We start from the raw sequence: 12,118 nt of genomic DNA on the forward strand, positions 1-12,118 counted from the left end.
GCAATCTAATTTTTCGGTCGGCTAAAAACTAGAAAAAGCGATCGCGATCGATCTTAGTCAACGCTCCACCAAAGGCAAAATCTTGAACCATCGAACTTTTGAGAAAATCGTGAGGAAAACCGAGTTCAATTGCACTCACATCATTTAAGCGCTGCATTTGTTCGGTAGTTAGTTGAAATTCCAAACAAGCTAAATTTTCTTCAACCTGTTTCAGTTTACGGGAGCCAATAATAGGCATAATTCCGCCTGGTTGTTGCCGTATCCAGTTGAGTGCAACTTGTGAAGGTACTTTATCAATTTCTGTGGCTATTTTAGTCACCTCTGCTGCAATTTCTAAATCGCGATCGCTAATTTGGGCTGCATTTGGATTGCTTAGTCTTCCTGGTTCGTCCGTCTCCTCTGCTGGACGATTGTATTTACCTGTCAATAAACCAGCACCGAGGGGACTCCAAGCTGTCACGCCAATTCCAAGCGCCTGTGCCATTGGTAATAAGTCTCGTTCGGGTGTCCTTTCTTTCAAAGAATATTCGATCTGCAATCCAATAAAAGGTGTCCAGCCGCGCAGATTTGCTAGGGTATTTGCTTGCGAGATAATCCAAGCTGGAGTATCGGAAACACCGATATACAATATCTTACCCATGCGTACCAGATCGTCAAACGATCGCATCACCTCTTCTACAGGCGTAGTGAAGTCCCAAGCGTGCAACCATAGTAAATCGATATATTCCACATTTAATCGCTGCAAACTGGCTTCTACTGCCTGCACCATATTCTTACGATGGTTGCCACCAGCATTGATTTCGCCATTACCCGTGTTTAAACTATATTTTGTCGCAATCACCCATTTATGGCGATCGCCTGCAACAAATTCACCAACATACTTTTCACTCGTACCGTTGGTATAGAGATTTGCCGTATCGAGAAAGTTACCACCCGCAGCGGCGAAGGCATCGAATATTTTACGACTTTCCTCGTAAGAACTTCCCCACCCCCAATCTTCACCAAAAGTCATCGTCCCCAGGCAGAGTTCGGAAACGCGCAATCCACTGTTACCTAATAGTTTGTAGCGCATAGATACTCTCCATCAGTGCAAGTACAATCTCAGTGCAAGTACGATCTGCTATTGCCTCGTTCTTTCCAATAGCATACAGTTCATCTGCCTGCTGCACGGATTTGGGAGCAGCGCGATCGGAAAATAAACATGAAAAAACCCGCTTAATGCGGGCTGTTAGAACGATTTAGTCTTGTTAAGACATGAACTAGCGGAATAGCTAGATATATCTTAAGCTAGGCAATATTTATAACGATCTATCTTTAGATAGATGTTATGCTCGGTAACAGACAAGATAGCCGTCCGGTAGAGCATCAAACGTCGATCGCTTCGCTATTGTAGCCAGTGGTTGTAGCAGGTACGCAATGCGATTGCGGCACCATACCAAAATCTCACAACATCCATTCCAACACAATTCCTAGCCGACTATCTTTTTCTTGACGCGAATTTTGCCTTTGTAAATCTGTAGACAACCGCAAATCGCGAGTGACAGCATAGCCAAAAGAGAGTGTTGTCAATCCCACTTCATCATCCGTACCAGGAGACACCCAACTTTGAGATAGAGCAATATCTGCCGCACCGCCGCGAGATAATACCAAGAGCAGCCTTGCGCCCAAATGTACGCCATCAGTGGAATAATCGCCTGTTTCCATATGTCGATAGCCGATTATCGGCGCAAAATTGATGTACTTTCCCAAAGGGCGCACGTAATAACGTAAGTCTACACCATAAGCCTCGCGCTGGCGATCGAAAGCTGCATGATAATCTCCACTAATCGTCAAACCACTTTTACTAATAAATAAATCCTCTATACCAAAATTCCAACCACTAGCATTATCTGTTGAAGGAAATAAAGAATATCCTAGCCGCAGACGGGTACGAAAACTCGGATCGCGATCGATCTCTTCTAGCACGTTCGGTACTTGACGCATCCAGCGCTGTAGAACAGGGCTGCTTTCAATAATTTCTGGTTTTAAATCTAAATCCGCAGCGCTAGGGGTTTTGTGTTGCTGCGGTTGACTCCACGCAGGTGTAGAGATGAGAAGGAACAGAACGATGAGATCCCCTCTAGCCCCCCTTAAAAAGAGGGGAATATGTCTTGTCAGATCCCCCCTGGCCTCCCTTAAAAAAGGGGGAATATGTCTTGTCAGATTCTCTCTAGCCACCCTTAAAAAGGGGGAGCTGATTGCCCCCCTTGATAAGGGGGGTTGGGGGGATCTGCCGTGACGTAATTTCAACAAACCGAGATTCCAGCCGAACTTTCGAGATTTTGGCGATTCTTTCACAAAAAAAGTGGTTCTGCATAGTACAGAACCACTTTAGCGGAGCAAAACTTAAAGTTGCTATCGTACCATTCCGTGAGATGGGGCAACGTCAATTGGCTTCATCAAGTACAAGCGCAAGAGTTGCCAACCGTTAGAAACGTAGAACGGTAATTTCTGGAAGAATTGTAGAAACTTCGGCGTATTAGAGCTAGCGATCGCCGTTAATTTTTCATTATTCTTCACGCAAACATCTAAGCGTTGGTAAAACTCTGGATTCTCTACATCCAGCATCACCGGAAATACCCGTCCTGCGGTTTCGTTCGTCTTCTCAATCACGTAGACATCGTAATCTCGCGCATTCAAGCCGATGGAAGCATAGAATTTAGCCCGCTGAATATCGTTAAGATACATCGTGGCAAACACCGACAACAGGAAGAAGCGACACCATAACCGCGCTTTCCAGTCATTTAACATTTGCGGTTGCGCCCGCATAATGGCATCAAAGAAATCTCCGTGACGGTTTTCGTCTTGACACCAGTTTTCAAAGAAGCGGAAAATTGGATAAATCCGATCTTCAGGATGCGCCTGGAGATGACGGTAAATTGTGATGTAGCGCCAGTAACCGATTTTTTCCGATAGATAAGTGGCGTAGAAGATAAACTTCGGTTTGAAGAAAGTATACGTGTGGTTCTTGGTTAAGAATCCTAAATCAAGCGACAAATCAAAATCAGACATCGCTTTATTTAGGAAGCCTGCGTGACGGGCTTCATCTCGTGACATGAGGGCGAAACACTCTGCTAATACAGGGTTTTTCCCCTTCAAGCGGCGGCTGAGTTCTTTGTACAGCAAGAAACCAGAAAACTCTGCCGTACAAGAACGCTCTAAAAACTCAACAAATAATTGGCGAGTTTCCCCATCGATGCGATCCCAAGATTGTTCAAATTCTTCATCTCGGACGAAGTGATGGCGATTGTAGTCAGTACGAAACTCTTCGAGTATTGCTTTCAACTCATCTTCGTTGACGGAAATATCCATCCGCGCCATTTCATCGAAGTCTGTGGTGTAAAACCGAGGCGTGAGAATGGTTTCCTTGGCTGGAGCTTTTACCCCAGGACGTATTTCTTCAAAGCTCGGCTTTTTCAGGGAATCTACCATGTCGTTTTGCTCTTGTGGGGTTCTTATCTCTGTAACAAAAGATAGAGCGCAATTTATTATCTAAAATTCAGTCTACCAAGGGTTCAGGGCGATCGCGTCGCTTTACCACATTAAGAGTTACTACACCCCATCAATTTTTTTTACAAATTTGTCACTTTTTAGGCGAAACAGACTGATTTGTGTATTAGAAGTCGGGAGTCGAGAGACAAGGGGGACAAGGAGGACAAGGGGGACAAGGAGGACAAGGGGGACAAGGAAGACAAGGGGGACAAGGAAGACAAGGGGGACAAGGAAGACAAGGGGGACAAGGAAGATAAGGAAGACAAGAAAGCGATTCTAGCCAAAGCGCCACTATCCACCACCCACTCACCAACAACTAACAACTACCAACTACCCATTCCCAATCTCTAACATAGAAAATACGCTCCCTGATTATCCACACAACTTATGAATAAAACTAGTAGTTCTTATATTCTGTGGTTGGGTTGTTTGCTTCAAGTTTACGGGTTGCATCGCTTCTATAACGGCAAAATAGCCACGGGTTTGTTGTGGCTGTTTACTTTTGGTTTATTTGGTGTCGGACAATTGATCGATTTATTTCTAATTCCCGATATGGTAGACGATTACAACGCTAAGCTAAGAGCCAAAATGGGTTTATCTGCTGCTGGCGTACCGCTATCAGACGCGGTAGTTGCTACCCAGACAATCCAAGTAAATCCGAAAGAGCAATTGATGGTTAAATTGCTCAAAGCTGCGGCGGCGCATGGGGGTAAGCTTTCCGTCACGCAAGGCGTGATGGATACTGGTGCTACTTTTGCTCAAGTAGAAACAACTTTAAAAGAGATGGTCAAGTCTGGTTATGTAGGAGTTGACAATCATCCTGCAACTGGAGTGGTTGTTTACAAATTCCTTGAATTGTCATCGTAGCGATTTGCATTTGCATAAAATGCAACGTAGGGGCGCACATCTGTGCGCCCCTACAAATATCATGCACGAAAACGAGAATATAGCTCTAACTAATTCAGTGACAGCCACTTTTGACCGTTCAACCGCTGGACGATTCCCCACATGAGAAGGTCGAGCGTCATCTTGCGTTCGTCACCCAGAAAATGCTCGATAGTGCTGGGTCGAGAGCCTTCATTGCAAGAGAAATATTTCTTGCCTTGAATATCTTCATCAGGGAAATAAAGGTTGAATTGTCGCGAGACATTTTGCCACTTGCCAACAATTTGCCAGCACTCTTGCTGCTCTAAACCAACTACAGGAATTTTTTGCTTGGTAAGCGTTAAGTCTACATCCACGGCTCCTTGAGCTTTTAAAGCCTTCTCAATTGCTGGGATGTAATCTTGTTGGATGAATTCAGTAAATGGTTTATCTTCGACTGTTGGACCTTTTTCTTTCTTAGCTTTAGCGGCGGGTTTATCACCTGCTGCTTTAGCGGCGGCTGGCTTATCGGCTTTAGGCGATGCGTCGGGTTTTTTGGAACCTGGCTTGTCAGCTGCTTTTGCTTGCTGATCAGTTTCATTTGGAGCTTCTGCTGTCGCCGTGCCTTTTTCCTTCGCCTCGTCCGTGTTCGCCACTAGATTCTCTTCTGGAACTGGTGCGTTGGCAGTAGGAATCTCTGAAGCTTCTGGGTCAGAAGTCGTTTTAAGATTTTCTGCAACGACATCAGGAGCTTGTTTATCTACAGTGCTGGGTGGCGCGTTTTCGCCTGCCGTTTCTCCTGCTGGAGCCTGTTCTGGATTCTGATTTTCTTCTGCCATTGCTCAACTCATTCCTCGATCTATAGGTATAAGAGCGATCGCTTTATAACTTTTTCCTTAAAATTATTGTGACATGATAATAGAGACGTTACATGTAACGTCTCTACACTGATAACTGTTAACTGTTAACTGAATTAACCGCCAGCTACCGCAGGGACGATACTCACTTCATCGCCTTCTTTTAAAGGTGTATCTATACCATCTAAAAAGCGGATATCTTCACTATTCACGTATAGATTCAAGAAACGACGCGGTTGTCCCTGTTCGTCACACAAACGGGACTTAATTCCAGGAAAACCCTGTTCTAAGGATTCAATCAGCTCGGAGACGCTATTACCGCTACCCTCATAAGTAGCTTGATTGTTGGTGAACTTTTGCAATGCAGTCGGAATTAGTACTTTGATAGCCATGTTTCGGGAGTCGGGAGTCGGGAGTCGGGAGTCGGGAGTCGGGAGTCGGGAGTCGGTGCTGATTAATCACCAACTACCAACTACCAACTACCCATTACCAATCTAAAATCTAAAATCCAAAATCTAAAATTAGACCAAAACTTGTTGCCAATCTAGGCGTTCGAGGGTGCGAGAACGCTCTAATGCTCTTTCAAAGCTATCGAGTTTTGGCTCAATTGTTAGGGGTTCGCCTGCATATCCCTGGACGGCTTCTTGTGTCTTCAAGCCATTTCCAGTGATGTAAGCAACGGTAGTTTCTTCGGGGTCGATTTTACCTGCTTCTACCAGTTTTTTCAACACGGCGATCGTGGTTCCACCTGCGGTTTCGGTAAAGATACCTTCAGTTTCTGCTAGTAATTTGATGCCTTCGATAATTTCAGGATCGCTGACTGATTCAATATTACCATTTGTTTTCCGCGCAATATCTAAGGCATAGACACCATCAGCGGGATTACCGATCGCGATTGATTTAGCAATCGTACTCGGTTTTACTGGTTTGATAAAGTCTTTGCCATCTCTGTAAGCTTGGGCAATCGGCGAACATCCGTCGGCTTGCGCGCCGCTGAATCTGACGTGCTTGCCTTCTACTAAGCCAACTTCGGTAAATTCTTGGAAGCCTTTGTAGATTTTGGTGAACAGGGAACCAGAAGCTAGAGGCGCAACTACGTGGTCTGGGAGTTCCCAACCCAGTTGTTCTGCAACTTCGTAACCTAAAGTCTTGGAACCTTCGGAGTAATAGGGGCGCAAATTGATATTGACAAAACCCCAGCCGTATGTATTCGCTACTTCAGAACAGAGGCGGTTGACTTGGTCGTAGTTACCTTGTACTGCCATTACAGTAGGGCTGTAGATCAAAGTTCCTAAAACCTTACCTGCTTCTAAATCGGCGGGGATAAAGACGCAGCAATCTAAACCTGCGTGAGCGGCGATCGCCGCGGTAGAATTAGCTAAATTCCCCGTACTCGCACAAGATACTGTCGTAAAGCCTAGCTCTCTAGCACGAGTCAGGGCTACCGATACCACCCGATCTTTAAAGCTCAGGGTAGGCATGTTGACAGCATCGTTCTTGATGTAAAGCTTTTTCAGTCCGAGGCGACGCGCTAGGCGATTGGCACGAACTAAAGGTGTTAAGCCAGTCCCGACATCAATTGGGTTATCGGTAGCAACAGGTAAAAAAGGACGATAGCGCCAAATTGAGTGGGGTCCTTTTTGAATGCTTTCGCGAGTGACGGTATCGCGCAGAGCGCTGTAATCGTAGGCAACTTCCAATGGTCCAAAGCAATATTCGCAAACGTGCATTGCTTGTAGTTCGTACTCAGCACCACATTCTTTACATTTCAAGGCTCTAAACGTGGCGTTTGTCTTGGTTTGGTTTGCGATCGCCTGAGTCATTAGTCATTCCCTCGATTGTCCGTCAACTTCGGTTGATACTAACACGGTGTATATAGCGAGTCAAACATACCCGACTTTTTTTGTCGGGATTTGTTCGACAACAACATAATTAGGGGCGCACAGCTGTGCGCCCCTACCAGACGTGTATTGCTCCAATTGAAAACCGCTATCATCATCTGGAGATGCAAAAATGTAGGGTGCGTTAGTAACTAACGCACCCTACAGATAAATACAAAGAATTGACAAATGACTATTCAGCCAAATTTGATGTCTGAGTCACGGCTAACTGAGGTGCAGCCAGCAGGCGAGAATATAGAGGAGTCTTGGGCTGCTGTGCTACCACGGTAGACAGGGCGGTACGTACTTGGCTTGCGACTGCTACCGTCTTGACATCAAAGGTTTGCGTAGCAATTTTAGGATACAAACCAATACCGACGATGGGAACTAGCAGACACATGGCGATCGCAACTTCTCTCGGTCTAGCATCGCCTAAATATGACTCGAATGCCAATTCCTGATTTTCTTTTCCATAGAAGACTTGCCGCAACATGGACAGCAAGTAAATCGGAGTCAGAATTAAACCAACAGCGGCGAGGAAGATGACGACGGTTTTAAACGCAGAACTGTAAGCGTCACTGGTGGTGATGCCGAGGAATATCGTCAACTCACCCACAAATCCGCTCATTCCGGGTAAAGCTAAAGAAGCCATTGAAGCGGCAGTGAATGAAGCAAAGACTTTGGGCATTGCTTTCGCCATCCCCCCCATCTTTTCCATGATTAAAGTATGGGTGCGATCGTAAGCTACTCCCGATAGGAAGAATAAACAAGCGGCAATTAAACCGTGGGAAACCATTTGCAATACTGCGCCGCCAATGCCTAAATCAGTGTAGGAAGCAATCCCAATCAGGACAAAACCCATGTGGGCTATGGAAGAATAAGCGAGTCGCCGCTTGAGATTACCTTGACCGAAGGCAGCAAAAGCACCGTAAATAATGTTAACTATTCCCAATATTGCCAAGACTGGTGCAAAGTAAACGTGAGCATCGGGTAGTAGTTCGATATTAAAGCGGATGAGCGCATAACCACCCATCTTTAGCAATACCCCAGCCAAAATCATTGAGATGGGGGCAGATGCTTCACTGTGAGCATCTGGTAGCCAAGTGTGCAGGGGAAATACTGGCAATTTAACAGCGAAGGCGATAAAGAATCCCGCATAGGCTAGCATTGCCAAGACTTTAGGATAGTGTTTCAGCCCCAGGGCAGTCAAATCGAAGGTGACTGTATCCCCGTAAAAAGCCATTGCTAAACCAGATATCAGAATAAATATAGAAGCAGCAGCAGTATACAGAATAAACTTAGTGGCAGCGTAGCGCCGCTTTTGTCCTCCCCAAATGGAGATCAGCAAGTATACAGGGACTAGCTCGATTTCCCACATTAAGAAGAACATCAATACATCTTGGGCAACAAACACGCCAATTTGGGCGCTGTACATGACCAAGATTAGGAAGTAGAACAAGCGTGACTTGTTTGTCACGTTCCACGCTGCCAATGTTGCCATCGTGGTGATAAAACCTGCTAGCAACACTAGAGGCATGGATAAACCGTCAACGGCAACCGACCAGTTTAAACCAATCTGGGGAATCCAAGCATAGCTTTCGACGAGTTGATATGTAGAGTTTTGTAAATCAAAATGCTGCCAAAAGGCATAGAGCATGATGCAGAAATCTGCAATCCCGACTCCGAGAGCATACCAGCGAACAATGCCTTTAGAGTCTGGAATCAAAGGAATGGCTAGGCTGGCTACTAGCGGTAGTAGGGTGATGATGCTTAGCCAAGGGACTTGTTCGGGAAACATGGCTGGGAATAAATACTTACTATCTATGGCTTCTATTTTATTAAGTTAAGTAAAGATTTGCAAAGGTAATTTTACCTGCTTTGCTAAAAATTTTAACTTTTACAGTAAAAATACTTACAACACATTGCAGTATAAAAAACTACTTATAAAATATGGTAGTACTGAGAAATACTATCATTGAGCAACTCGCACGCCAGAAGCAGCGATAAAGAAAAATCACCATGTTGCTCTTCGCTACATTTACACTGAGTAGTCTTCAGTATTACACGCAAATAAAAGTCTTTAAATAGGTTATTCAACAGAAATAAAATGATATTTTTTATACTGTAATTTTTTCTTGATAAATAAAATTTTAGACAGTTACACAAAATATTTAAAGTAACTTTGAACACAGTTTATCTACTGAGCAAATAAGTCATCGATTTGCTAAAACAAAGCGATTTTAGTCGGCGAACGAAATCACTTGTTCTTACTCGTCAAATTTAGAATCTTCCTATTTTTTAAAAAACTTTTTATACTATTCTTTAAGTCAGAAAAAATTTGATAGCTAGGTCGAGTCAGGAAGCAAATCTCAGCTCAGATCGATCGCAGATTGACTACTTTTACCTTAAATAAAATGGTCGAGATTGCTAAAAGTTTTTCTGACAAAAATTTATTTTAATTAAGGTTATTGTATCTATGAGTATTCTCAGGCAGGCTAAGGATCTTGCTAAACTAGCTCTTTCTAAACCCTTAGTCAATCAAATTCAAAGCTGGTTAGCTCTGATATCTGTCACTAGAAGGAAGGGTTTCAGCTTTTATCTAAACTCTCCCGATCGCTTCGTATTAGAAGATGCAATTATTCCCTACATCGTCAAATGTAATGAATTTCACAAAATCCTATTTGTTGGTAGCGACTGGTACACTAAACCGTACAATCGCTATTTCAAAAATAAAGAGTACTGGACGATTGAAATTAATCCGAACAGAAAAAAATTTGGTTCTAAACGACACGTTGTTGACTCGCTATTAAACTTAAGCCAGCATTTTGCCCCTGGTAACTTTGACTTAATAGTTTATAACGGTGTCTTCGGACATGGGATTGATAGTAAAGAAGCAACAGAGATATCGTTTCAGCAATGTTTTCAATGCTTGCGTCCAGGCGGAATGTTAGTGTTTGGCTGGAATGATGTTACCAGACACAAACCTTTCCCTGTGATTGAAGAATGTCAAAACTTGCGACAGTTTGAACCCGTTGTTTTCAGTCCCCTCGCTACTAGCCAGTATCTTGTCGCTGAGAGTAGCGATCGCCATGTATTTAATTTTTATCAGAAGCCTTTGCCTGTAGTTGTAGAGATGCATTACGATACACCCCTACAATCTATATCTAAACCACCTGTATCTAAACTACGCGATTCACAATCGTCCACACGTCTCCATCAGAACGGACATGAGGGACTGAAATCGTTTGAAAGCCAGTGATAAACGGTTTGTAGTAAACTTGCCAATAACTCGGACTGATTCGATCTGCGATCGCTTTAAGCGCGCGGATTTCTTCGGCTAATTCTCCTGCAAGTTCGTTGATTCGATCGGCGTGAACTTTAGCTTGCGTTCTCCCTTCCTCGACGTGTTGCTCGATCGATTGATATTGCGATCGCACCTGCAAGGCGCTGAATTCGGCGCGTTTTTGTCGCAGTTGCGCCGTCAAAGCTGCTAAGCTTTCTAGTAGCTGTGCTAAGCTATCGTTTGTTGTTTGCGCCTGGGTAGAGCTACTTTCTGGTGACTCAGCGCTGAGGGAGGCGCATTCTTGCTGTAAAGCCGCAATTTGTGCGCGAATTGCCTCAATCTCTGCTTGGTTTGGTTGCATTGTATTGGTATACCAAATTCTTTGGATCTCTTATCTAGCTTGCCAGTCTTCTAGAAGCGATCGCAAATACAATAAGTATTACGTCCTTGCTGTTTGGCACAATAGAGAGCGCGATCGGCAGCAGCGATCGATTTTTCAGTTGACATTTCCCGATGCGGAAGTTGACTGCTAATTCCTAAAGACACAGTGACGTATGCACTGACTTCAGACTGAGAATGGAGAATCTGAAGCTGTTCGATCTCTGCTTGAATGCGTTCGGCGACTCGAATTGCACCTTCAGTATTGGTATTTGGCAAAATAATTCCGAATTCTTCACCACCATATCTTGCGACTAAATCTGCCGGACGTGTCACAGCACGCATCAACGCTTTGGCAATGCTTTGTAAACAAATATCTCCAGCGATATGACCGTAGCAATCGTTGTATTTTTTAAAGTAATCGACATCGCACAAAATTAAAGCTAGCGGTGCTTGCTCCCGTGCTAGTCGCCGCCACTCTCTCTCGATACAAGTATCAAATTGGCGACGATTAGCAATTTGGGTCAAGCTATCTATATAGATGAGATTTTGTAATTCCTGATTGGCTTTTTGCAGCGCGATCGCTTGTTCCGTTACTGTGCGCGTTAAAAAGCTCAATTGTAAATGTACTGACACTCTGGCGATAACTTCTGCTTCGTAAAATGGTTTTGTAATATAGTCTACTGCTCCGACAGCAAAACCTTTAATTTTAGCCTGCGGATCGGCTAAAGCAGTGATAAAAATAATGGGGATTTTTTGCGTGGCTGGATTTGCTTTGAGTATGCTACAGGTTTCAAATCCGTCCAGTGCTTCCATCTGGACATCTAATAATATGAGATCTGGTGGCTCGCAATTTACCAGCTCGATCGCGCTTTCACCATCTATTGCAACTCTAATGTTAAATCCTGCACTTTTTAGCGTACGCGATAAGACTGACAAGTTTGTGGGGTTGTCATCCACAATTAATATCAGTCCGTTATTTAGAGCTTTCATTAAATTATTATAAGATTAAATTTAAAAATAGAGCTACTGTTGAAAAAATAAACTTAAACGCAGATTTAAGCTGGGGTGATACAAATGAACATTGATGATTTATTTGTAGTTTATGCGTTAAGCAATCGTATTAATATTTAATATAGCAGTCATAAATATTTTGCGAACAACAGATAATTGTCTGTTGTTCGCATCTATCATTTCTATGGCAGCATAGAAGCCTATTTTACGTCCATAAATCAAATATAGCAATTCTCAATTGCGTGCATGACATTTGTAGGGACGCACGGCTGTGCGCCCCTACAGAACGTGTGCTTTACCCAATTGAAAAC

The 12,118-nt window shown here is 43.8% G+C and carries 12 protein-coding genes; 3 read left to right on the forward strand and 9 right to left on the reverse strand.

Annotated features, from left to right (window positions below; genetic code table 11):
• Positions 1–28 precede the first annotated feature (28 nt).
• From DSM107010_RS12770 to acsF, 3 genes are all read right to left on the reverse strand, one after another.
• Complete coding sequence (locus tag DSM107010_RS12770) at positions 29–1,072, reverse strand: aldo/keto reductase (RefSeq protein ID WP_106170651.1); 1,044 nt, start codon at positions 1,070–1,072, stop codon at positions 29–31.
• Between the two features lie 371 nt (positions 1,073–1,443).
• The gene (locus tag DSM107010_RS12775; RefSeq protein WP_373425510.1) at positions 1,444–2,103 is read right to left on the reverse strand and encodes a hypothetical protein; all 660 of its coding nucleotides are present in this window, start codon (positions 2,101–2,103) and stop codon (positions 1,444–1,446) included.
• A 291-nt stretch (positions 2,104–2,394) separates the two neighbouring features.
• Entirely contained in the window at positions 2,395–3,471 is a 1,077-nt protein-coding gene (gene acsF / locus DSM107010_RS12780; RefSeq protein ID WP_015153382.1) for a magnesium-protoporphyrin IX monomethyl ester (oxidative) cyclase, read from the reverse strand.
• 177 nt (positions 3,472–3,648) lie between these two features.
• Here acsF and DSM107010_RS12785 point away from each other — a divergent pair, with 177 nt between their 5' ends.
• Positions 3,649–3,882: a hypothetical protein gene (locus tag DSM107010_RS12785; RefSeq protein ID WP_127023080.1), complete on the forward strand. Its 234-nt coding sequence runs from the start codon at positions 3,649–3,651 to the stop codon at positions 3,880–3,882.
• 36 nt (positions 3,883–3,918) lie between these two features.
• Entirely contained in the window at positions 3,919–4,398 is a 480-nt protein-coding gene (locus DSM107010_RS12790) for an NINE protein (protein ID WP_127023082.1), read from the forward strand.
• A gap of 89 nt (positions 4,399–4,487) precedes the next feature.
• Here the strand turns inward: DSM107010_RS12790 and DSM107010_RS12795 are convergent, their stop codons facing one another.
• The 4 genes from DSM107010_RS12795 to DSM107010_RS12810 all read right to left on the reverse strand — a co-directional run bounded on the left by DSM107010_RS12795 (position 4,488) and on the right by DSM107010_RS12810 (position 8,930).
• The gene (locus DSM107010_RS12795; protein WP_127023085.1) at positions 4,488–5,234 is read right to left on the reverse strand and encodes a DUF2996 domain-containing protein; all 747 of its coding nucleotides are present in this window, start codon (positions 5,232–5,234) and stop codon (positions 4,488–4,490) included.
• Positions 5,235–5,368: 134 nt separating this feature from the next.
• Positions 5,369–5,644, reverse strand: coding sequence for a MoaD/ThiS family protein (locus tag DSM107010_RS12800; protein ID WP_015153385.1), 276 nt, complete (start codon positions 5,642–5,644; stop codon positions 5,369–5,371).
• Positions 5,645–5,773: 129 nt separating this feature from the next.
• On the reverse strand, positions 5,774–7,075 hold the full coding sequence (gene thrC / locus DSM107010_RS12805; protein WP_015153386.1) for a threonine synthase: 1,302 nt from the start codon (positions 7,073–7,075) through the stop codon (positions 5,774–5,776).
• A 250-nt stretch (positions 7,076–7,325) separates the two neighbouring features.
• Positions 7,326–8,930, reverse strand: a complete 1,605-nt coding sequence (locus DSM107010_RS12810) for an NAD(P)H-quinone oxidoreductase subunit 4 (RefSeq protein WP_106168293.1) — start codon at positions 8,928–8,930, stop codon at positions 7,326–7,328.
• Between the two features lie 678 nt (positions 8,931–9,608).
• On the opposite strand from DSM107010_RS12810, the gene DSM107010_RS12815 reads away from it, so the two are divergent.
• A complete protein-coding gene (locus tag DSM107010_RS12815) occupies positions 9,609–10,391 on the forward strand; it encodes a class I SAM-dependent methyltransferase (RefSeq protein ID WP_106168292.1) in 783 nt (260 codons plus the stop codon).
• Here DSM107010_RS12815 and DSM107010_RS12820 read toward each other — a convergent pair.
• A complete protein-coding gene (locus DSM107010_RS12820; RefSeq protein WP_015153389.1) occupies positions 10,312–10,776 on the reverse strand; it encodes a hypothetical protein in 465 nt (154 codons plus the stop codon). The two genes, DSM107010_RS12815 and DSM107010_RS12820, sit on opposite strands and share 80 nt — an antisense overlap.
• A 50-nt stretch (positions 10,777–10,826) precedes the next feature.
• Positions 10,827–11,786 (reverse strand): response regulator, encoded by a 960-nt coding sequence (locus DSM107010_RS12825; RefSeq protein ID WP_015153390.1) that lies wholly within the window; start codon positions 11,784–11,786, stop codon positions 10,827–10,829.
• Positions 11,787–12,118 lie beyond the last annotated feature (332 nt).

Origin of the sequence: Chroococcidiopsis cubana SAG 39.79 (genome assembly GCF_003991895.1) — a bacterium.
In the GTDB taxonomy this organism is placed as follows: domain Bacteria; phylum Cyanobacteriota; class Cyanobacteriia; order Cyanobacteriales; family Chroococcidiopsidaceae; genus Chroococcidiopsis; species Chroococcidiopsis thermalis.

What these genes read in the sequence shown, in the direction of transcription:
- DSM107010_RS12770 (WP_106170651.1), bottom strand. Translation starts at nt 1,072, where the DNA reads ATGCGCTACAAACTATTAGGTAACAGTGGATTGCGCGTTTCCGAACTC.
- acsF (WP_015153382.1), bottom strand. Translation starts at nt 3,471, where the DNA reads ATGGTAGATTCCCTGAAAAAGCCGAGCTTTGAAGAAATACGTCCTGGG.
- DSM107010_RS12790 (WP_127023082.1), top strand. Translation starts at nt 3,919, where the DNA reads ATGAATAAAACTAGTAGTTCTTATATTCTGTGGTTGGGTTGTTTGCTT.
- DSM107010_RS12795 (WP_127023085.1), bottom strand. Translation starts at nt 5,234, where the DNA reads ATGGCAGAAGAAAATCAGAATCCAGAACAGGCTCCAGCAGGAGAAACG.
- DSM107010_RS12800 (WP_015153385.1), bottom strand. Translation starts at nt 5,644, where the DNA reads ATGGCTATCAAAGTACTAATTCCGACTGCATTGCAAAAGTTCACCAAC.
- thrC (WP_015153386.1), bottom strand. Translation starts at nt 7,075, where the DNA reads ATGACTCAGGCGATCGCAAACCAAACCAAGACAAACGCCACGTTTAGA.
- DSM107010_RS12810 (WP_106168293.1), bottom strand. Translation starts at nt 8,930, where the DNA reads ATGTTTCCCGAACAAGTCCCTTGGCTAAGCATCATCACCCTACTACCG.
- DSM107010_RS12815 (WP_106168292.1), top strand. Translation starts at nt 9,609, where the DNA reads ATGAGTATTCTCAGGCAGGCTAAGGATCTTGCTAAACTAGCTCTTTCT.
- DSM107010_RS12820 (WP_015153389.1), bottom strand. Translation starts at nt 10,776, where the DNA reads ATGCAACCAAACCAAGCAGAGATTGAGGCAATTCGCGCACAAATTGCG.
- DSM107010_RS12825 (WP_015153390.1), bottom strand. Translation starts at nt 11,786, where the DNA reads ATGAAAGCTCTAAATAACGGACTGATATTAATTGTGGATGACAACCCC.